The sequence below is a fragment of the Streptomyces sp. NPDC052773 genome, assembly GCF_044547145.1.
Taxonomy (GTDB): Bacteria; Actinomycetota; Actinomycetes; order Streptomycetales; family Streptomycetaceae; genus Streptomyces.
In genome coordinates this window covers 298,952-319,828 of sequence record NZ_JBITZX010000009.1, presented here as the reverse complement: position 1 = coordinate 319,828, position 20,877 = coordinate 298,952, and the positions used below count along the sequence as shown (strand labels likewise).

18 protein-coding genes and 1 riboswitch are annotated in these 20,877 nt (G+C 71.9%); of the genes, 9 read left to right on the top strand and 9 right to left on the bottom strand.

The window, feature by feature from the left end:
- Positions 1–18 precede the first annotated feature (18 nt).
- From ACIG0D_RS22020 to glgX, 3 genes are all read right to left on the bottom strand, one after another.
- The gene (locus ACIG0D_RS22020; RefSeq protein WP_399803326.1) at positions 19–1,893 is read right to left on the bottom strand and encodes an ABC transporter ATP-binding protein; all 1,875 of its coding nucleotides are present in this window, start codon (positions 1,891–1,893) and stop codon (positions 19–21) included.
- Positions 1,890–3,743 (bottom strand): ABC transporter ATP-binding protein, encoded by a 1,854-nt coding sequence (locus ACIG0D_RS22015; RefSeq protein ID WP_399803323.1) that lies wholly within the window; start codon positions 3,741–3,743, stop codon positions 1,890–1,892. Before ACIG0D_RS22015 ends, ACIG0D_RS22020 begins: the two co-directional genes overlap by 4 nt.
- 137 nt (positions 3,744–3,880) lie before the next feature.
- Positions 3,881–6,112 carry a glycogen debranching protein GlgX gene (gene glgX, locus ACIG0D_RS22010; protein WP_399803320.1) on the bottom strand — a complete coding sequence of 744 codons (2,232 nt, stop codon included), beginning with the start codon at positions 6,110–6,112 and terminating at the stop codon, positions 3,881–3,883.
- A gap of 156 nt (positions 6,113–6,268) precedes the next feature.
- Here glgX and ACIG0D_RS22005 point away from each other — a divergent pair, with 156 nt between their 5' ends.
- The 6 genes from ACIG0D_RS22005 to ACIG0D_RS21980 all read left to right on the top strand — a co-directional run bounded on the left by ACIG0D_RS22005 (position 6,269) and on the right by ACIG0D_RS21980 (position 12,902).
- Positions 6,269–7,516 (top strand): Ig-like domain-containing protein, encoded by a 1,248-nt coding sequence (locus ACIG0D_RS22005; protein ID WP_399803317.1) that lies wholly within the window; start codon positions 6,269–6,271, stop codon positions 7,514–7,516.
- A gap of 187 nt (positions 7,517–7,703) precedes the next feature.
- Positions 7,704–8,960, top strand: a complete 1,257-nt coding sequence (locus ACIG0D_RS22000) for an Ig-like domain-containing protein (protein WP_399803315.1) — start codon at positions 7,704–7,706, stop codon at positions 8,958–8,960.
- Between the two features lie 76 nt (positions 8,961–9,036).
- Positions 9,037–9,804: an enoyl-CoA hydratase/isomerase family protein gene (locus ACIG0D_RS21995; protein ID WP_399803312.1), complete on the top strand. Its 768-nt coding sequence runs from the start codon at positions 9,037–9,039 to the stop codon at positions 9,802–9,804.
- Between the two features lie 266 nt (positions 9,805–10,070).
- Positions 10,071–10,574, top strand: coding sequence for an ATP-binding protein (locus ACIG0D_RS21990; protein ID WP_399803309.1), 504 nt, complete (start codon positions 10,071–10,073; stop codon positions 10,572–10,574).
- Between the two features lie 121 nt (positions 10,575–10,695).
- On the top strand, positions 10,696–11,724 hold the full coding sequence (locus ACIG0D_RS21985; RefSeq protein ID WP_399803306.1) for a polysaccharide deacetylase family protein: 1,029 nt from the start codon (positions 10,696–10,698) through the stop codon (positions 11,722–11,724).
- The gene (locus ACIG0D_RS21980; protein ID WP_399803303.1) at positions 11,724–12,902 is read left to right on the top strand and encodes a YncE family protein; all 1,179 of its coding nucleotides are present in this window, start codon (positions 11,724–11,726) and stop codon (positions 12,900–12,902) included. The genes ACIG0D_RS21985 and ACIG0D_RS21980 overlap by 1 nt, the downstream gene beginning before the upstream one ends.
- 4 nt (positions 12,903–12,906) lie before the next feature.
- On the opposite strand, the gene ACIG0D_RS21975 is transcribed toward ACIG0D_RS21980, so the two are convergent.
- Positions 12,907–13,548, bottom strand: coding sequence for a GNAT family N-acetyltransferase (locus ACIG0D_RS21975; RefSeq protein ID WP_399803300.1), 642 nt, complete (start codon positions 13,546–13,548; stop codon positions 12,907–12,909).
- A gap of 47 nt (positions 13,549–13,595) precedes the next feature.
- Here ACIG0D_RS21975 and ACIG0D_RS21970 point away from each other — a divergent pair, with 47 nt between their 5' ends.
- From ACIG0D_RS21970 to ACIG0D_RS21960, 3 genes are all read left to right on the top strand, one after another.
- The gene (locus ACIG0D_RS21970; protein ID WP_399803297.1) at positions 13,596–14,507 is read left to right on the top strand and encodes a MerR family transcriptional regulator; all 912 of its coding nucleotides are present in this window, start codon (positions 13,596–13,598) and stop codon (positions 14,505–14,507) included.
- A 60-nt stretch (positions 14,508–14,567) separates the two neighbouring features.
- A complete protein-coding gene (locus ACIG0D_RS21965) occupies positions 14,568–14,780 on the top strand; it encodes an EF-hand domain-containing protein (protein ID WP_043504252.1) in 213 nt (70 codons plus the stop codon).
- A 170-nt stretch (positions 14,781–14,950) separates the two neighbouring features.
- Complete coding sequence (locus ACIG0D_RS21960; RefSeq protein WP_399803294.1) at positions 14,951–15,613, top strand: NADPH-dependent F420 reductase; 663 nt, start codon at positions 14,951–14,953, stop codon at positions 15,611–15,613.
- 1 nt (position 15,614) lies between these two features.
- On the opposite strand, the gene ACIG0D_RS21955 is transcribed toward ACIG0D_RS21960, so the two are convergent.
- From ACIG0D_RS21955 to gcvT, 5 genes are all read right to left on the bottom strand, one after another.
- Entirely contained in the window at positions 15,615–16,157 is a 543-nt protein-coding gene (locus ACIG0D_RS21955) for an MOSC domain-containing protein (protein WP_399803291.1), read from the bottom strand.
- Between the two features lie 19 nt (positions 16,158–16,176).
- The gene (locus ACIG0D_RS21950) at positions 16,177–17,544 is read right to left on the bottom strand and encodes an L-serine ammonia-lyase (RefSeq protein WP_399803289.1); all 1,368 of its coding nucleotides are present in this window, start codon (positions 17,542–17,544) and stop codon (positions 16,177–16,179) included.
- 63 nt (positions 17,545–17,607) lie between these two features.
- Complete coding sequence (gene glyA / locus ACIG0D_RS21945) at positions 17,608–18,873, bottom strand: serine hydroxymethyltransferase (protein ID WP_399803286.1); 1,266 nt, start codon at positions 18,871–18,873, stop codon at positions 17,608–17,610.
- Positions 18,874–18,887: 14 nt separating this feature from the next.
- Entirely contained in the window at positions 18,888–19,265 is a 378-nt protein-coding gene (gcvH, locus tag ACIG0D_RS21940; protein ID WP_399803283.1) for a glycine cleavage system protein GcvH, read from the bottom strand.
- A gap of 109 nt (positions 19,266–19,374) precedes the next feature.
- Entirely contained in the window at positions 19,375–20,502 is a 1,128-nt protein-coding gene (gene gcvT / locus ACIG0D_RS21935; protein WP_399803281.1) for a glycine cleavage system aminomethyltransferase GcvT, read from the bottom strand.
- Between the two features lie 173 nt (positions 20,503–20,675).
- A riboswitch (glycine riboswitch) is annotated at positions 20,676–20,775 on the bottom strand.
- Positions 20,776–20,877: the final 102 nt, after the last annotated feature.

The following is a 20,877-nucleotide window of genomic DNA, read 5'->3' as shown; positions in this document are numbered from 1 at the left end:
GTCCGCGGCAAGGCCGGCTCAGGCCAGGCTGTCCCGCCACGCGCGGTGCAGATCCGCGAACCGGCCCGTACCCGCGACGAGTTCCGCCGGACTGCCGTCCTCGACGATCCGGCCCCGCTCCATCACCAGCACCCGGTCCGCGATCTCCACGGTGGACAGCCGGTGCGCGATCACCACCGCCGTACGCCCCTTCAGCACCGTCGCCATCGCCCGCTGCACCGCCCGCTCCCCGGGGACGTCCAGCGAGCTGGTCGCCTCGTCGAGGATCAGCACCCCCGGATCGGCGAGCAACGCCCGCGCGAACGCGACCAGTTGCCGCTGACCGGCCGAGATACGGCCGCCCCGCTTGCGCACGTCCGTGTCGTAACCGTCGGGCAGCGCGCTGATGAAGTCGTGCGCGCCGATCGCCTTCGCCGCCCGCTCGATCTCCTTGCGGCTCGCGTCCGGGCGGCCGATGGCGATGTTCTCGGCGACCGTGCCGGAGAACAGGAACGCCTCCTGCGTCACCATCACCACACCGCGCCGCAGCTCCGCCGTGGACAGCTCGCGCAGATCCACCCCGTCCAGCAGCACCCGGCCGTCCGTCGGGTCGTAGAACCGGGCGAGCAGCTTGGCCAGGGTGGACTTGCCCGCGCCGGTGGTCCCGACCACCGCGACGGTCTGCCCGGCCGGCAGGGTCAGGTCGAAGCGGGGCAGCACCTCGCCGCCGGTGCGGTAGGCGAACCGGACGCCGTCGAAGACGACCTCGCGGCCGGGACGGTCCGCGTCCTCCAGCGGCGGCAGCGGCTTCGGCGCGGACGGCTCGGGCACGGACGGCGTCTGGGCCAGCAGCCCGGCGATCTTCTCCAGGGAGGCCGCCGCCGACTGGTACGAGTTGAGGAACATCCCGAACCGGTCGATCGGGTCGTACATCCTGCGCAGATACAGCACCGCCGCCGCCAGCACCCCCAGCGCCAGCGTGCCGTCCGCCACCCGCCAGGCGCCCCACAGCACGATCAGCGCCACCGCGGTGTTGCCCACGATCCGCGAGCCGACGACATAGCGGGCCATCTCCAGCAGCGCGTCGCCGTTGGTGCGCTCGTGCCGCCGGTTCAGCACCCGGAACTCGGCGTCGTTCGCGGCCTCCCGGCGGAAGGCGCGCACCGGCCGGATCCCGTTCATCGTCTCCACGAACTTCACGATCACCGCGGCGATGGCGCTCGACCGCCGCAGATACACCCGCTGCACCCGCCGCCGGTACATCCGCACCAGCCACCACAACGGCACGAACGACGCCACCGCCAGCCCGCCGAGCCCCAGATCCAGCCACAGCAGCAGCACCGCCGTGTACACGCAGGACAGGATCACCATCACCAGCTCCTGGAGGCCGTCCTCCAGCAGCTCGCGCAGCGACTCCACATCGCTCGTGGAGCGGGAGATCAGCCGGCCCGAGGTGTAACGCTCGTGGAAGTCGATGCTGAGCGCCTGCGCGTGGCGGAAGATCCGGCCGCGCAGATCCAGCAGCACGTCCTGACTGACCCCGGCGGAGGCCCGGACGAACCCGTACTGCAGCGTCCCGGCCGCCAGCGCGCACAGCAGATAACCGGCGGCCACCGCGATCAGCGGCCCGTGGTCGTCCGCGCGCAGCGCGGGCACGGCGTGGTCGATGGCGTACGCCACCAGCAGCGGGCCGGCCTGCACCGCCGCCTGCTGGAGCAGCAGCAACAGCGTGGTGAGCGCGACGCGCGCCCGCAGCGGGGCGAGCAGGGAACGCAGCAGGGCGGCGGTCGCGCCGGGCGGGGTGGGCAGGACGTCCCGGTCGAAGAGGTCGCCGGCGGGGTCACCGGCGGGGGAGCGGCGCTCTTCCGGCTCTTCCGGGCCGTCCTCGGCCGGTGCCGTGGTGGTGGTCGTCATCGGCCGTCCTCCTCTTCGCCTGACATCAGATGGGCGTACTCGGCGTGAGAGCGCAGCAGTTCGTGATGGGTGCCCACGGCGGTGATCCGGCCGCCGGACAGCAGGGCGACCCGGTCGGCGAGCAGCACCGTGGAGGGGCGGTGCGCCACGATCAGCGCCGTGGTGTCCGCGAGCACCCGGCGCAGCGCGGCCTCCACGGCGGCCTCCGTGTGCACGTCCAGCGCGGACAGCGGGTCGTCCAGGACCAGGAAGTCGGGCCGCCCCACGACCGCCCGGGCCAGCGCCAGCCGCTGCCGCTGACCGCCGGAGAGGCTCAGCCCCTGCTCGCCCACCTGGGTGTCGACGCCCTGCGGCAGCGCGTCCACGAAGTCCGCCTGGGCGACCGCCAGCGCGTGCTTCACCGCGTCCGGGTCCGCGCCGTCGCCCAGGCCCATCCGGACGTTCTCGTCCACGGTGGCCGAGAACAGCGTGGGCTCCTCGAACGCGACGGCCACCCGGGTACGCAGCTCCTCGCGGGACATCGCCGCGATGTCCACCCCGTCGAGCGTGATCCGCCCCTCCGTGACCTCGTACAGCCGCGGCACCAGCGCGGTCAGCGTCGTCTTCCCGCTGCCGGTCGCACCGACGAGCGCCATCGACTCACCGGGCCGGATGTGCAGATCGACCCGGTCGAGCACGGGCGGGGAGCCGGGAGGCGCGTCCGGGTAGCGGAAGGTGACCCCGTGGAACCGCAGCCCCCGGTCACCGTCCCCGTCGCCGTCCCCCTCACGGACCGTTGCCCGGGTACCGCCGGACGACTCCGGCTCGGCGTCCATGACCTCGAAGTAGCGCTCCGTGGCCGTCGCGGCCTCCTGGCTCAGGGCGAGGAGGAAGCCGATGGAGTCCACCGGCCAGCGCAGGGCGAGCGCCGTGGAGAGGAAGGCGACCAGGGTGCCCGCCGACAGATCGCCGTCGGCGACCCGCACCGCGCCCAGCACCAGCGCCGCCCCGATCGCCACCTCGGGCAGCGTCATCATCGCGGCCCAGATCGTGGCCAGCAGCCGCGCCTTGTGCAGCTCCGTCCGGCGCAGGGTGCGCGACAGCTCGCGGAAGGCGCGCGCCTGGCTGCGATGGCGGCCGAACCCCTTGACGATCCGGATGCCGAGCACGCTCTCCTCGACGACCGTGGTCAGATCGCCGACCTGGTCCTGCGCCCGCCGCGCGGCCAGCGCGTACCGCTTCTCGAAGACGGAGCAGATCACCATCACCGGCACGGCCGGCCCCAGGATCACCAGCCCCAGCGTCCAGTCCTGCACCAGCATGATGACCACGCCGACGAGGATCGTCACCCCGTTGACCAGCAGAAAGGTCAGCGGGAAAGCGAGGAACATGCGCAGCAGCGCCAGATCTCCGGTGCCCCGGGACAGCAACTGCCCCGAGGCCCAGCGGTCGTGGAACGCCACCGGCAGCCGCTGAAGATGCCGGTACAGATCCGCCCGCATCGCCGCCTCGACCCCGGCCAGCGGCCGGGCCACCAGCCACCGCCGCAGCCCGAACAGCAGCGCCTCGGCGAGCCCGAGCAGCAGCAGATACAGCGCGCCCAGCCACACCCCCGCCGGGTCCCGCTCGGCGACCGGCCCGTCCACCAGCCACTTCAGCACCAGCGGAATCACCAGACCGGCACACGAGGCGACGATCGCGACGAACGCGGCGGCGGCCAACCGCGCCCGCACCGGTCGCACATACGGCCACAGCCGCAACAGGGACCGTACGGCGGAGCGCCGGGCGGGCGGGTCGACGCCCTGGTCGGTGGCTTGGTCAACGGCTTGGTCGGGACCGGTTTCTTCGGTGGCGGCAGGTGTCGTCGGCATCACGTCGAGATTACGGACAGCGACCGACAACGCCCACCGAGTTTCCGCGGCCCACCGCCCCGCCCGGGAGCGCGCTCAGGCGCCCGGGTACGGCAACAGCCCTCCGCGACCGCCTCCCACGCCCCCGGCAAGCCCCCTCAGCCGACCACCTTCAGCAGCAGCACCGACCGCTCCGGCACCGATATCACCGTCCCCGCGCGGTGCTCCCGGCCCGGCGCCGCCGCCTGTTCCTCCTCCGCGGTGTCGACGACCACCTCGTAGCGCTCCGCCCACGGCGGCCCCGGCAGCACGAACGTCACCGGCCGCTCACCGGCGTGCAGGACGGCGAGGAAGCTGTCGTCGAGGATCGGCGCGCCCCGCTCGTCGCGGCCCGGGATGTCCCGGCCGGAGAGGTACATGCCGAGCGTGGCGGCCGGCGCGTACCAGTCCCGCTCGGTCATCTCGGTGCCCCGCGCGGTGAACCACGCCAGGTCCCTGAGGCCGTCGGCCGAGTGCGCCCGCCCGGAGAAGAACGCCCGGCGGCGCAGCACGGGATGCCGGTGGCGCAGCGCGATCAGCCGGGAGGTGAGGTCGAAGAGCGCCTTCCAGCCGGGCTCCTCCAGCAGCCCCCAGTCCAGCCAGCTGATCTCGTTGTCCTGGCAGTAGGCGTTGTTGTTGCCGCCCTGGGTGCGGCCCAGCTCGTCGCCCGCGACCAGCATCGGCACGCCCGTCGACAGCAGCAGGGTGGTGAGCAGGTTGCGCAGCTGGCGGCGGCGCAGCGCCCGTACCCGCTCGTCGTCGGTCTCGCCCTCGGCGCCGCAGTTCCAGGACCGGTTGTCGTTCGAGCCGTCCCGGTTGCCCTCGCCGTTGGCCTCGTTGTGCTTGCGCTCGTACGACACCAGGTCCCGCAGGGTGAAGCCGTCGTGCGCGGTGATGAAGTTGACGGACGCGTACGGCCTGCGCCCGCCCCAGGCGTACAGGTCGCTGGAGCCCGACAGCCGGTACCCCATCTCGCGTACGTCGGGCAGCGCGTGGCGCCAGAAGTCGCGTACGGCGTTGCGGTACCGGTCGTTCCACTCCGTCCACAGCGGCGGGAACGCGCCCACCTGGTAGCCCCCGGAGCCCACGTCCCACGGCTCGGCGATCAGCTTCACCCGCCGCAGCACCGGGTCCTGGGCGATGACAGCGAGGAACGGGGAGAGCATGTCGACGTCGTGCATGGAGCGGGCCAGCGCCGCCGCCAGGTCGAAGCGGAACCCGTCGACGCCCATCTCGGTCACCCAGTAGCGCAGCGAGTCCGTGATCAGGCGCAGCACGTGCGGCTTGACGACGTGCAGGGTGTTGCCGCAGCCGGTGTAGTCGGCGTACCGGCGCGCGTCCGACTGCAACCGGTAGTAGCCCCGGTTGTCGATGCCCTTCAGGGACAGCGTGGGGCCCAGCTCGCCGGCCTCCGCGGTGTGGTTGTAGACCACGTCGAGGACGACCTCGATACCGGCCGCGTGCAGGGCGCGCACCATCCGCTTGAACTCGCCGACCTGCTGGCCGCGGGTGCCGGAGGCGGCGTAGGCGGCGTGCGGGGCGAAGTAGCCGATGGAGTTGTAGCCCCAGTAGTTCTTCAGGCCGCGTTTGAGCAGGTGGTCCTCGTGGGCGAACTGGTGGACGGGCAGCAGTTCGACGGCCGTGACCCCCAGCTTGGTCAGGTGTTCGATCGCCGCCGGGTGGGCGAGCCCGGCGTAGGTGCCGCGCAGCTCCTCGGGGATCCCCGGGTGCAGCTTGGTGAAGCCCTTGACGTGCAGCTCGTAGATCACCGAGTCCGCCCACGGCGTCTTCGGGCGGCGGTCGTCGGCCCAGTCGTCGTCATCGTGGACGACCACGCCCTTGGGGACGAAGGGCGCCGAGTCCCGGTCGTCGCGCACGGTGTCCGCGACCTGCTGCTGCGGCCAGTCCCGCACATGCCCGTACACCTCGGGCGGCAGCGCGAACTCGCCGTCCACCGCGCGCGCGTACGGGTCGAGCAGCAGCTTCGCCGGGTTCCACCGGCCGCCGGTCCACGGATCCCAGCGGCCGTGCACCCGGTAGCCATACCGCTGCCCCGGCAGCACCCCCGGCACGAACCCGTGCCAGATCTCGTGCGTCAGCTCCGTCAGCCGCACCCGGCGCTCGCCGCCCGAGTCGTCGAACAGGCACAGCTCCACCGCCTCCGCCCCACCCGCCCACAGCGCGAAGTTGGTGCCCGCCACCCCGTCCGGCCCCACCCGGAACCGCGCGCCCAGCGGCATCGCCGCCCCCGGCCACACGGGTATCTCCGGCGCCTCGCGCGCGGCGCCGTTCACCGCGGAGGCGGGGCGTCCCTCCCCGACACGCGTCTCCTGCTCGGCAGCGCTGGACACCAGTACGCCTCCCACGGCTCATGGGACGACGCGCACAACAAGGCCTGTGGCGTCCCGGCCCGGGGCTCCCCGCCGCGTCGTCCTCCCCACTGTTCTGCCCAGAGCTTGGGTCGCACTCACGTTTCCCCAGGGCGGGCGCCGTCGTTGGACATCTTTGTGAGGCACGTACAAGGGCGCGCGCGGCGCGCGAGGGCCGCACTGGCCGCCGTAGTGACATGGGCAGGACTCCTGGCCGGGGCCGCCGGCTGCACCGGGGACGGCACCGGCGGAATCGGTCTGGCCGGGCCCGGCAAACCCCGGCCCCCCGAAGACATCATCCGCGTCTTCCCGGACGACGGCAGCAAGGGCGTCCGGCCGGGCACCGACCTGACCGTCCGGGTGCCGGTCGGGCGCCTGGAGAAGGTGAGGGTGACGAAGTCCCAGGACGCTCAGGAGACCCCGGTGCCGGGCCGGATCTCCGCGGACGGACGGCGGTGGGAACCCCACGACGACACACTGGCGCTCGCCGCGAAGTACTCGGTCGACGCGATCGCCGTCGACGGCGACGGCCGCCGCGCCGCCCGGCACACCACCTTCACCACCCACGTTCCCGAAGAACGCTTCATCGGATACGTCAGCCCGGAGAACCGCGCCACGGTCGGCACCGGGATGATCGTCTCGCTGGTGTTCAACCGGGAGATCGAGCACCGCGCGGCCGTCGAACGCGCCATCCGCGTCACCGCGCAACCCGCCGTCGAGATCCGCCCCCACTGGTTCGGCGACGACCGCCTGGACTTCCGTCCGCGGTCGTACTGGAAACCCGGCACCGAGGTCACCGTCGACCTGCGGCTGAGGGACGTCGAGGGCGCCCCCGGCGTCTACGGCCTGCAGCACAAGACGTTCACCTTCACCGTCGGCCGCAGCCAGGTCTCCCTCGTCGACGCGGCCCGGCACACCATGGAGGTGCGGCGCGACGGCGAGCTGGTCGGCACCGTGCCCATCACCGCGGGGGCCCCCAAGACCACCACGTACAACGGCAAGATGGTGATCACCGAGATGTACGACGTGACCCGGATGAACGGCGCCACGGTCGGCTTCAAGAAGAAGAACGGCAAGGGCGAGTACGACATCCCCGACGTCCCGCACGCCATGCGCCTCACCGACTCCGGCACCTTCCTGCACGGCAACTACTGGGCGGACCCCAGCGTCTTCGGCCGGGCCAACGTCAGTCACGGCTGTGTCGGCCTGCGCGATGTGAAGGGCGGCGGCGCCGACACCCCGGCGGGCTGGTTCTTCGACCGCAGCCTCATCGGGGACGTCGTCGAGGTCGTCAACAGCAACGACAAAACGGTCGCACCGAACAACGGGCTCGGAGGCTGGAACATGAGCTGGAACCAGTGGAAAGCGGGCAGTGCGGTGAAGTGACCGGACAGGGGGGAACGGTTGGGACCGAACGGTGACATTTCCCGGGCGCTCGGCGCGCTGACCTTGTGGTTAATATGCGCCGAGCGCGCTGGTCGCGCTGGGGAGCGGGCCCGACGGGCCCGTTGGGGGGTCCGGTCGCGGACCCGTTGAGGGTCCCGGCTTCCGGGCCCATGGAGGGGAGAACATCTTGAACGTGCGACCGATATCGGGGGCGTCGGTTGACGCGCGCGGGGGGCGCGGACGCGGCAGGGGGCCGCTGGCGCTGATACTCGGAGCGCTGCTGCTGACGGTCACCGCGTGCGGCGGCGGCGCGGAGGCCGGAACCTCCGGCGCGGGGGAGGGCAAGGGCAAGGGCGAGAACTCGGCGAACGCCGTGAGCGGGCAGTCGGAGGCGGTCGTCTCCATCGCCCCGAAGGACGGCGCCAAGTCCGTCGACACCAGCGGCGCCCTCAAGGTGACCGCCACCAAGGGCAAGCTCACCGAGGTCGTCGTCAAGGACGCCGAGGGCGCGAAGATCGACGGCGCGATATCCGGGGACGGCGCCACCTGGACGCCGTCCACCCATCTGGCCGCCGCCACCACGTACTCGGTGCACGCGGTCGCCAAGGACTCCGCGGGGCGCACCGCCGCCGAGGACTCCCGCTTCACCACGCTGACGCCGCAGAACACGTTCATCGGCCACTTCACCCCCGAGGACGGCTCCACGGTCGGCGTCGGAATGCCGTTCTCGCTCCGCTTCACCCGGGGGATCACCAACCCCGAGGACGTCGAGAAGGCCATCAGGATCAAGACCGAGCCGGCCGTCGAGGTCGAGGGCCACTGGTTCGGCAACGACCGCCTCGACTTCCGGCCGGAGAAGTACTGGAAGGCCGGCACCAAGGTCACCGTCGACCTCAACCTGGACGGCGTCGAGGGCCGCGACGGCGTCTACGGCGAGCAGGACAAGACCATCTCCTTCACCATCGGCCGCGAGCAGGTCTCCGTCGTCGACGCGAAGAAGCTGACGATGAAGGTCATGCGGGACGGCAAGGTCGTGAAGACCATCCCCGTCACCACCGGCGCCCCGGGCTACGAGACCTGGAACGGCCAGATGGTCATCAGCGAGAAGCTGACGGTCACCCGGATGAACGGCGAGACGGTCGGCTACGGCGGCGAGTACGACATCAAGGACGTCCCGCACGCCATGCGGCTGTCCACCTCCGGCACCTTCATCCACGGCAACTACTGGGGCGGCGACGCCTTCGGCAACCGCAACGTCAGCCACGGCTGCGTGGGCCTGCGCGACGTGCGCGGCGGCTGGGACAAGGACGCGCCCGCCGCCTGGTTCTTCGACAACTCGATGATCGGCGACGTGGTCGTCGTGAAGAACTCCAACGACCGGATCATCGACCCGGACAATGGCCTCAACGGCTGGAACATGTCGTGGGAGAAGTGGAAGGCGTGACGCGCTGAACGCGTACGGGCCCGGTGTGAGCTACCGCACCGGGCCCGTTGTCGTTAATGGACGTTAACCTGCCTGCATGACCGTAAACCTCGAAGTCGCGGACGGCGTCGGCACGCTGCGCCTGGACCGCCCGCCCATGAACGCGCTGGACGTGGCCACGCAGGACCGGCTCAAGGAGCTCGCCGAGGAGGCCACGCGCCGCGAGGATGTGCGCGCCGTGGTGATCTACGGCGGGGAGAAGGTGTTCGCGGCCGGCGCGGACATCAAGGAGATGCAGGAGATGGACCACACCGCGATGGTCCTGCGCGCCCGCGCCCTCCAGGACTCCTTCACGGCGGTCGCCCGCATCCCCAAGCCGGTCGTCGCGGCCGTCACCGGGTACGCGCTGGGCGGCGGCTGCGAGCTGGCGCTGTGCGCCGACTACCGGATCGCCGGGGAGAACGCCAAGCTGGGCCAGCCGGAGATCCTGCTCGGCCTGATCCCGGGCGCGGGCGGCACCCAGCGGCTGGCCCGGCTGATCGGCCCCTCCAAGGCCAAGGACCTCATCTTCACCGGCCGTCAGGTCAAGGCCGACGAGGCGCTGGCGCTCGGCCTGGTGGACCGGGTGGTGCCGGCCGGCGAGGTGTACGAGGCGGCGCATGCCTGGGCGGCGAAGCTGGCCCAGGGCCCGGCGATCGCGCTGCGCGCGGCGAAGGAGGCCGTCGACACCGGCCTGGAGACCGACATCGAGACGGGCCTGGCCGTGGAGCGCAACTGGTTCGCGGGCCTGTTCGCCACGGAGGACCGGGCGATCGGCATGCGCAGCTTCGTGGAAGAGGGTCCCGGCAAGGCCAAGTTCCGCTGACACGCGGGCTCCCCGTCGACGCGGTGTCCGGTCCGGGTCCCTCGAAGGGGCGGTTTGCGCGAGCCGTGCGGCGACCGTGAGCCGGTCCCGGCGAGGGCGCCCGTCCGGCGCCGTTGATCGAGCGGTCTTCGCAGGTCGGCGAGGGTCTGTTCGGATTTCCTCTGCCTGCGGCATATGCCGTTCGGTCGGCGGGGAGTGAAGGTGTACCGGGGGCCTATTCCGGCGGAACGGCCCCGGAGGGTGCGCCGGGCGGCCATGATGGGGGCATGGCGGGGCTGGAGGGCATCGATCAGCCGCGAGGACGCGGCCGTGCCACCGCGGCGCGCTGGTCGCCCGCGGTCGAGGACGAACTGGCGCTCAGGGCACTGGAGTTGTTCGGCAACCCGACCGAGGGCGAGGTCGCGTTGCCGTCCCGTCCGGAGTCCGCGGCGACGGCCCGCCGGCTGGCCCAGGTGGTGGTCCTCCGCCAGTGGGGACTGACCCCGAAGATGACCGAGGACGTCGTCTTACTCGTCTCCGAGCTGGTCGGCAACGCCGTACGCCACACCGGCGCCCGGGTCTTCGGGCTCCGGATGCGCCGCCTGCGCGGCAGGATCCGTATCGAGGTCCGCGACCCGTCGCGGGGGCTGCCCTGCCTGATGCCGGTCCAGGTGATGGACGTCAGCGGCCGTGGCATCTTCCTCGTCGACAAACTCTCCGACCGCTGGGGCGTCGACCTGCTCCCGCGCGGCAAGACGACCTGGTTCGAGATGCGGGTGGCGGACCGCTGAGCGTCCGCGGTCGCCCCTCGCGCCACCGGCTCCGCGGCGCGTCCGTGGGCGGCCCGAGGGCACCGCACCGCCGGTTGGGTCAATGGCCCGATTTCGCCCGTAACCCCCCTATAAATGGCGCGTGACCACGACCGACCGTCGCACGGCGCTGCGTACCGGCGCGGGCCTCGTCGCCGCGGGCGCCCTGACCGCCGCCTGCACCTCCGGCGGCGCCGTCGCGCACCCCGAGCGGCCCCCCGCGACCTTCGGGCACGCCCCGGGGACCCCGGGACACGCCCCCGCGACACTCCGGCCCACCCCCGGGACCTCCGGGCGCACACCCGCAACCCCCCGGCCCACCCCCGGAACCTCGGGGCACGCCCCCGGGGCCTCCGGCCACGCGACCTCCCAGTCCGTCCCCGGGACCTCCGGGCGCACGCCCGCGCCCTCCGGCCACCCCCTCGCAACCCCGGCAACCCCGGCAACCCCGGCAACCCCGGCAACCCCGGCCACCCCGGCCACCCCGGCGACCCCCGCGCCCCCTGCGGCAGCCCCCCGTCGCTTCCCCGGCCGCCCCGGGCAGATCGCGCACGGCCCGCGCGGTCACCCGCAGGTGGCCCTCACCTTCCACGGCGGCGGCGACCCGGCCACCGCCCGCGCGCTCCTCGCCGAGGCGGAGCGGCGCGGCGCCCGGGTCACCGTGCTCGCCGTCGGGAGCTGGCTGGACGCGCACCCGGAGCTGGCCCGCCGCATCCTCGACGGCGGCCACGAACTCGGCAACCACACCCAGCGGCACCTGGACGTCAACGCCCTGCCGGAGGCGCAGGCGCACGCCGAGATCGCCGACTGCGCGCACCGCCTGAAGCGGCTCACCGGCTCGATCGGCAGCTGGTTCCGCCCCTCCCGCGCCACCCGGGCCTCCCCCCTGGTCGAACGCCTCGCCCACCGCGCGGGCTACCCGCACGTGCTGTCGTACGACGTCGACTCCCTCGACTTCACCGAGCCCGGCGCCCCCGCCGTCACCCGCGCGGTCCTCGACCAGGTCCGCCCCGGATCGATCGTGAGCCTGCACTTCGGATACGCCGACACGATCGCCGCCCTCCCCGCCGTACTGGAAGAACTCGACCGCCGCGGCCTCACCGCGGTGACCGCCACGGAGTTGATCCGCTGATGCCACGCACCCTCGTCACCCGCGCCCTGATCGCCGGCGCCGCACTCGTCGCCCTCGCCGCCTGCGGCACCGAGGCCGAGGACACCGCCCAGCCCACCCGCCCCACGAAGGCCGAGGTGTCCGCCCCGCCGAAGGGGCCGCAGATCAACGGACTCCCGGGGATGCCCCCGGTGCTCGACCCGAAGGACGTCTACGCCGCCGACCGCCCCAACAAGCTCTCGCCGGTGGTGAAGGACTTCCCGTCCCGGGTCTACGTCCCCAACACCGAGTCCGACACGGTCTCCGTCATCGACCCGAAGACGTACGAGATCATCGACACCATCCCCGTCGGCCGGCAGCCGCAGCACGTCGTGCCGTCCTGGGACATGAAGACGCTGTGGGTCAACAACAACCGCGGCCACACCCTCACCCCCATCGACCCGAGGACCGGCAAGGCGGGCAAGCCCGTCGAGGTGCACGACCCGTACAACCTGTACTTCACGCCCAACGGCAAGTACGCCGTCGTGATGGCCTCCCTCGACCGCGAACTCGTCTTCCGCGACCCGCACACCATGAAGCGGATCAAGACCGAGCCGGTCAGCTGCTACGGCGTCAACCACGCCGACTTCTCCCTCGACGGCCGCTACTTCATCGTCTCCTGCGAGTTCAGCGGCGAGCTGCTGAAGGTCGACACCGAGAAGATGAAGGTGGTCGGCCAGCAGAAGCTGCCCTTCGAGGGCGCCATGCCACAGGACGTGAAGATCTCCCCGGACGGCGAGACGTTCTACATCGCCGACATGATGGCCGACGGCATGTGGGTCCTGGACGGCGACACCTTCGGCGAGCCGAAGCTGCTGCCCACCGGCGAGGGCTGCCACGGCCTGTACGTCAGCCGCGACTCCCGCGAGATGTACGTCTCCAACCGGGGCGAGGGCTCCGTCTCCGTCTTCGACTTCACCCAGAACAAGGTCACCAAGAAGTGGCACCTGCCCGACGGCGGCAGCCCCGACATGGGCGGCGTCTCCGCCGACGGCAAGGTGCTGTGGCTGTCCGGGCGCTACGACGCCGAGGTGTACGCCATCGACACCCGCACTGGCTCCCAGCTCGCCCGCATCCCCGTCGGCAGCGGCCCGCACGGCCTCGCCGTCTACCCCCAGCCGGGCCGCTACTCGCTCGGCCACACCGGCATCTTCCGCTGACGCCCTACCCGGGGTGGGCGCGGCGCAGCAGCGCCTCCGCGCCCACCTGCCGGTATCCGGCCGCCTGGAACGCCCGGACGCTGCGGGCGTTCCCCGGCGAGATCTGCGCCCACAGCGGCTCCCCCGCGAGGTGCCGGGCCGCCGACGCCAGCGCCCGGCCCAGCCCCCGGTGCCGTACCCCCTCGTCCACCTCGACGGACACCTCCAGCCGCCCCGCGACCCCGCGCCCCATCACCAGGACCGCGCCTTCGGCCGCCCAGGCGCGCACCCCGTCGCGGCGTGTGCGGGCGTAGGCGACGCGCGGGTGACCGGAGTCGATCTCCTTCAGCGCGAGCGACGCTTCGCCCGGCAGCGGGGTGCCGACCAGGACCGCGTCGATGGTCTCCGTCGTCCGCCCGGTGCGCTCCAGGAAGGCCGTCAGGAAGCGTGGGTGCAGCGTCGCCGCGAGGGCGTCGCAGTCCAGGGCGGCCAGCGTGTCGTACACCCACCGCGGGTCCTCGTCCGTGAAGACCACCGAGTGCGCGGTGAACGCCATCACGCCCGCGTCCCGGCCGCAGTGCTGCGGCACCACGGTCGTCCCGCCGTCCGCCGGAGGGAAGACGCCCCGCGCCGCCGCGTCGAGAATGTCCCGCAGGGTCTGTCCCACGCCGGCTCCTTGAGTCTCCACCCACTGGAAGGCCCAGACTCGCAGACATGAGCGATCACGGCACCGGACTCCTCACCATCGGCGAGCTGGCCCGGGCCACCGGACTGACCGTGCGCACCATCCGCTACTGGTCCGACGAGGGCGTCCTGACCCCGGTGACCCGGTCGGCGGGCGGCTACCGGCTGTACGACACCGGGTCCGCCGCCCGCCTGGAACTGATCCGCACCCTGCGCGAACTGGGCCTCGGCCTGGCCGACGTGCGCCGGGTGCTGGCCGGGGAGCGGACGGTCGCGGAGGTCGCGGCGGCGCATGTGGCGGCCCTGGACGCGCAGATCAGGTCGCTGAAGGTGATCCGCGCGGTGCTGTCGACCGTGGCGCGACGTGGTTCCACAGCGGAGGAGACGACCCTGATGAACAAGCTGGCACGGCTGTCGGCGGCGGAACGGCAGCGGATCATGCGGGAGTTCGTGGAGGAGGCGCTGCACGGGCTCGACAACGTCGACCCGGACATCCGGGAGCGCATCCGGCAGACCTCCGTCGACCTCACCGACGATCCGACCCCCGAGCAGGTCGATGCCTGGGTGGAACTGGCCGAGATGCTCCAGGACCCGGACTTCCGGGCGCAGATGCGGCGGGCCGTGGAGTTCAACGCGGCCGACCGGGACCCGGACGCGCCGCCCGGCCGTTCCCTGTGGTTCGCCAAGCGCCTGGTGGAGCTGGTGGGGCCGGCCCGGCAGCGCGGGGTCACCCCCGAGGCGCCCGAGGCCGAGGAGGTGCTGCGGGAACTGTTCGGCGACGCCGACCGCGGCGCCGTCCTCGCCCGCATGACGGCCGGCTTCGACGACCGTGTCGCCCGCTACCGGGAACTGCTGGCCGTGGTCAACCGGCAGCCCGCGCCACCGCACACCGAGGACTTCGCCTGGGTGGTCGCCGCACTGCGCGCGAGAGCGGGCAGTTAATCTGACCTGCGTCAGTGCGACAGCACCACATAGCAAAGTAGGACGAAGAGGGGCGGATCGGTGGCCGACATCGAGGAAGCACGCAAGCAGTTCGAGCGGATCGACACGGACGGGGACGGCCAGATCACCGCAGCCGAGTTCAAGGCCGCCCTGGCCCAGGGCGGCGACTGGAACGTCACGGAGGCGGTCGCCGAGGCGATCATCGCCAGCCGCGACCTCAACGGCGACAAGCTGCTGTCGTTCGACGAGTTCTGGGCACACCTGAACAAGTGACGCACCGGAACACGTGACGCGCCGAAGCGCGTGACGCATGCCGCGAGGGCGCCCGTATCCCGCACAGGGATGCGGGCGCCTGCGCTTGTGCCCGGAATAGCGCCGGCCGACGCAGGGTTGTCGTCCCTCGCAACGGCACGCCAGGAACGACGACTTGGAAAGGGCCGGCCATGAAGATCGGCATCATCGGCGCGGGGAACATCGGCGGCAACCTCACCCGGCGGCTCACCGCCCTCGGGCACGACGTCTCGGTCGCCAACTCCCGCGGCCCGCACACTCTCACCGCGCTCGCCGAGGAGACCGGGGCGACGCCGGTGCGGGTGGAGGAGGCGGCGCGCGGCGCCGGGATCGTCGTCGTCACCATCCCGCTGAAGGCGGTGCCGGACCTGCCGTCCGGCCTGTTCGACGAGGCGGCCGACGACGTCGCCGTCATCGACACCGGCAACTACTACCCGCGCGAGCGCGACGGGCGGATCGCTGGGATCGAGGACGAGGGGCTGACCGAGAGCCGCTGGACGGAACGCCGGTTGGGGCACCCGGTGATCAAGGCCTTCAACGGCACGTACGCCCGGGACATCCTCGACCGCCCGCGCCCGGCCGGCGACCCGGACCGGCTGGCGCTGCCGGTCGCGGGCGACGACGAGGCGGCCAAGCGGAAGGTGCGGGCACTGATAGAGGAGCTCGGCTTCGACACGGTCGACGCGGGCGGCATCGACGAGTCCTGGCGCCAGCAGCCCGGCACCCCGGTGTACGGGCTGCGGGGCGGCGTCGAGGCGGTGCGCAAGGCACTGGCGGAGGCCTCGCCGGAACGGACGCCGGAGTTCCGGGGCTGACTCAGACGATCGTCAGCGGCGTGTGCGGTCCGTCCGGCAGCTCGACGCGCACCGGGTCGCCGGGCCGCACCACACCGCCGGTGAGCACGACGCTCATGATCCCGGACTTGAACCGCACCGCGCCGCCGGCGTCCCGTCCGACGACCTGCTTCATCAGTCCCTTGCGGAATCCGTCGATCTGCGCGCACGGGTTGCGCAGCCCGGTCACCTCGACGACGGCCTCGTCGCCGAGGTGCAGCCGGGTGCCCGTCGGCAGGTTCAGCAGATCGATCCCGCGCGTGGTCACGTTCTCTCCGAGCTGCCCGGCGGCGACCTCGAAACCGGCGGCGCGGACCTCGTCGAACAGTTCCTCGTGCATCAGGTGGACCTGCCGCAGATTCGGCTGCGCCGGGTCCTTCGCCATCCGGAACCGGTGCCTCACCGTCGCTCCGGCGTGCACATCGCCCTCGACACCGAGGCCCGCGACGAGCGTGACGCTCTCACGGTTCGGCTTGGAGAAGGAGTACGTCCCGTTGCTGCTGACCGCAGTGATCGTCCCGCTCACGGGCTCACCCTACCGGGGGTCAGCACTCGATGATGTTGACCGCCAGCCCGCCCCGGGCCGTCTCCTTGTACTTGACCGACATGTCCGCGCCGGTGTCCTTCATCGTCTTGATGACCTTGTCCAGGGACACCTTGTGGGAGCCGTCGCCGCGCATAGCCATCCGCGCCGCCGTGACCGCCTTCACCGCGGCCATGCCGTTGCGCTCGATGCACGGGATCTGGACCAGGCCGCCGACCGGGTCGCAGGTGAGGCCCAGGTTGTGCTCCATGCCGATCTCGGCCGCGTTCTCCACCTGCTCGGGGGAGCCGCCCAGGACCTCCGCGAGGGCGCCGGCCGCCATGGAGCAGGCCGAGCCCACCTCGCCCTGGCAGCCGACCTCGGCGCCGGAGATGGAGGCGTTCTCCTTGAAGAGCATGCCGATGGCTCCGGCGGCGAGCAGGAAGCGGACCACGCCGTCCTCGTCGGCGCCGGGCACGAAGTTGATGTAGTAGTGCAGCACCGCGGGGATGATCCCGGCCGCGCCGTTCGTCGGGGCGGTCACCACGCGCCCGCCGGCCGCATTCTCCTCGTTCACGGCCATCGCGTAGAGGGTGATCCACTCCATCGCCAGGGCCTGCGGGTCGCCCTCGGAGCGCAGCTTGCGCGCCGTCGTCGCCGCCCGGCGCTTGACGCGCAGCCCGCCCGGCAGGATGCCCTCGCGGGACATGCCGCGCTCCACGCACTCCCGCATGACCCGCCAGATCTCCAGCAGGCCCGCGCGGATCTCGTCCTCGGTGCGCCAGGCCCGCTCGTTCTCCAGCATCAGCGCGGAGATCGACAGGCCGGTCTCCTTGGTCAGGCGCAGCAGCTCGTCGCCCGTGCGGAAGGGGTACTTCAGGACCGTGTCGTCGAGCTTGATCCGGTCCGCGCCGACCGCGTCCTCGTCGACGACGAAACCGCCGCCCACCGAGTAGTACGTCTTGGTCAGCAGCTCGGCGCCGTCGGCGTCGTACGCCCACAGCGTCATGCCGTTGGCGTGGTAGGGGAGGGTCTTGCGGCGGTGCAGGACCAGGTCGTCGTCGAAGGAGAACGGGATCTCGCGCTCGCCGAGGAGGCGGATCCGGCCCGAATCCTTGATCGTCTCCACCCGCTCGTCGGCGGTCTCCACGTCGACCGTGCGCGGCGAGTCGCCCTCCAGGCCGAGCAGCACCGCCTTGGGCGTGCCGTGGCCGTGGCCGGTGGCGCCCAGCGAGCCGTACAGCTCGGTGCGGACGGTGGCGACCGAGTCCAGCAGGCCCTCGTTGCGCAGCCGGCGGGCGAACATGCGCGCCGCGCGCATCGGGCCGACCGTGTGGGAGCTGGAGGGGCCGATGCCGATCGAGAACAGGTCGAAGACCGAGATGGCCACGTCAGACTCCTCAATGCGGGTGGTGGCGGGGCACCCGGTGGGGTGCCCCGCACGGGGTGGTGCTTACTTGCCGACGCTCGGGTAGAGCGGGTGCTTGTCCGCCAGGGCGGTGACCCTGGACTTCAGTGCCGCCACGTCGCAGGACGGCTTGAGCGCTTCCGCGATCACGTCCGCGACCTCGCGGAAGTCCTCGGCCGTGAAGCCGCGGGTGGCGAGCGCGGGCGTACCGATGCGCAGGCCGGAGGTCACCATCGGCGGACGCGGGTCGTTGGGGACCGCGTTGCGGTTGACGGTGATGCCGACCTCGTGGAGACGGTCCTCGGCCTGCTGCCCGTCCAGCTCCGAGTCGCGCAGGTCGACCAGGACGAGGTGGACGTCGGTGCCGCCGGTGAGGACGTTGATCCCGGCCTCGCGGGCGTCCGGGGCGGTCAGCCGCTCGGCGAGGATCCGCGCGCCTTCCACTGTACGGTGCTGGCGCTCCTTGAAGTCCTCCGAGGCGGCGATCTTGAAGGAGACCGCCTTGGCCGCGATCACGTGCTCCAGGGGGCCGCCCTGGAAGCCCGGGAAGACGGCGGAGTTCAGCTTCTTCGCGAAGTCCTTGCCGCGGGCGAGGATGATGCCGCCGCGCGGGCCGCCCAGCGTCTTGTGCGTGGTGGACGTCACGACATCGGCGTACGGCACCGGGTTCTCGTGCAGCCCCGCGGCGACCAGACCCGCGAAGTGCGCCATGTCGACCCAGAGGTACGCCTCGACCTCGTCGGCGATCCGGCGGAACTCGCCGAAGTCCAGCTGGCGCGGGTACGCCGACCAGCCCGCGATGATCACCTTCGGGCGGTGCTCCTTGGCGAGCCGCTCGACCTCGGCCATGTCGACCAGGCCGTTGTCGTCCACGTGGTAGGCGACCACGTTGAACTGCTTGCCGGAGAAGTTCAGCCGCATCCCGTGGGTGAGGTGACCGCCGTGCGCCAGGTCCAGGCCCAGGATGGTGTCGCCGGGCTGGGCCAGGGCGAACAGCGCGGCCTGGTTGGCGGAGGCGCCCGAGTGCGGCTGCACGTTGGCGTACTCCGCGCCGAACAGCTCCTTGACCCGGTCGATGGCGATCTGCTCGGTGACGTCGACGTGCTCGCAGCCGCCGTAGTAGCGGCGGCCCGGGTAGCCCTCGGCGTACTTGTTGGTCAGGACCGAGCCCTGGGCCTCCATGACCGCCAGCGGGGCGAAGTTCTCGGAGGCGATCATCTCCAGGGTGGACTGCTGGCGGCGCAGCTCGGCGTCGACGGCGGCGGCGACGTCCGGGTCGAGCTCGTGCAGGGGCGTGTTCAGGACGGACATACGTCTACGACTCCTCAGCCGGCGATGAAGGCGGTGTACTCGTCGGCGGAGAGCAGCTCGGCCGGCTCCTCCGCGACGCGTACCTTGAACAGCCAGCCGCCCTCGAAGGGGGCGGAGTTCACCAGCGACGGGTCGTTGACGACGTCCTCGTTGACCTCGGTGACCTCGCCGGACACCGGGGAGTACAGGTCGCTGACCGACTTGGTCGACTCCAGCTCGCCGCAGGTCTCGCCCGCGGACACCGTGTCACCGACCTCCGGGAGCTGAACGAAGACGACATCGCCGAGCGCGTTGGCCGCGTGCTCCGTGATGCCGACCGTCGCGACGCCGTCCTCGGCGGCCGACAGCCACTCGTGCTCCTTGCTGTAGCGCAGCTGCTGGGGGTTGCTCATGGCCTGAATTCTCCTGTACGCGGGGGAGTGCTGGTGAATGGGGGACTGCCGGAACCGTGCGTGAGCAGCGCGAATGTGCGCGGTGTCACGTACGGACCGCGCTCGGTGGCTACTTCTGACGCTTGTAGAAGGGGAGCGCGACGACCTCGTACGGCTCGTGACTGCCCCTGATGTCCACGCCGACGCCGGGGGTGCCCGGAGCGGCGTGCGCGGCGTCCACGTAGGCCATGGCGATCGGCTTGCCCAGCGTCGGGGAGGGCGCGCCGGAGGTGACCTCGCCGATGACCTCGCCGTCCGCGACGACCGCGTACCCGGCGCGCGGGACGCGGCGGCCCTCGGCGATCAGCCCGACGAGCACGCGCGGCGGGTTCTGCTCGGCGCGCGCGGCGGCCTGGGTGAGCGCCTCGCGGCCCACGAAGTCGCCCTCCTTGTCGAACTTGACCACCCGGCCGAGCCCGGCGTCGAACGGGGTCAGCGAGGTCGACAGCTCGTGCCCGTACAGCGGCATGCCCGCCTCCAGGCGCAGGGTGTCCCGGCAGGACAGGCCGCACGGCACCAGCCCGGCGCCCTCGCCCGCCTTGGTCAGCGCCTGCCACAGCTCCACGGCGTGCTCCGGCTTCACGAACAGCTCGAAGCCGTCCTCGCCGGTGTAACCGGTGCGGGCGATCAGCGCGGGGACGCCGGCGACGGTGCCGGGCAGGCCGGCGTAGTACTTCAGCCCGTCGAGGTCGGCGTCGGTGAGGCTCTTGACGATCTCCGGGGACGCCGGGCCCTGCACGGCGATCAGCGCGTACGCGTCGCGGTCGTCGCGGACCTCGGCGTCGAAGCCTGCGGAGCGCTCGGTGAGCGCGTCGAGCACGACCTGGGCGTTGGAGGCGTTGGCGACGACCATGTACTCGGTCTCGGCCAGGCGGTAGACGATCAGGTCGTCGAGGATGCCGCCGTCCTCCTGGCAGATCATGGTGTAGCGGGCGCGGCCCACGCCGACGGAGGCGATGTTGCCGACGAGGGCGTAGTTCAGCAGCGCGGCGGCCTGGGGGCCGGTCACGGTGATCTCGCCCATGTGGGAGAGGTCGAAGAGGCCGGCCCTGGTGCGCACGGCGTTGTGCTCGTCGCGCTCCGAGCCGTAGCGCAGCGGCATGTCCCAGCCGGCGAAGTCGGTCATCGTCGCGCCCAGCGAGCGATGCACGGCATCGAGCGCGGTGTGACGCTTCTGCGAGGGTTCGGTACTGCTCATCGGTCGGTCGTCTCCCAGGGCATGAACGCATGCGGGCGAGGAAAGGTCCTCCCCATCTGTCATCGGAACCTGAGAGGTTCGCCACGACCGCCAGTGGGACGATCACGGCTTGCACCTTGGGTGGGGCCGGGTCTCCTCGTCGAGGACAGGAGCGGCCCGCTTTTCAGATGTGCCTCGCCCGCGCGGTAACGGGGCCTGAGAGATTCAAGGGAGGGACTTGCTCCTTCGGCGCCCCGGCGACACGGTGGCCGGGGACTCTCCCGCGCGGATTCAAACGGCCGGTATGCAGTTGGCGCGCACATCATTGCACGCCGCGCCGGATCGTGGCAGACCACATCTGTAACCGGGCTGTGGCGGTACGAGAACGAAAACACA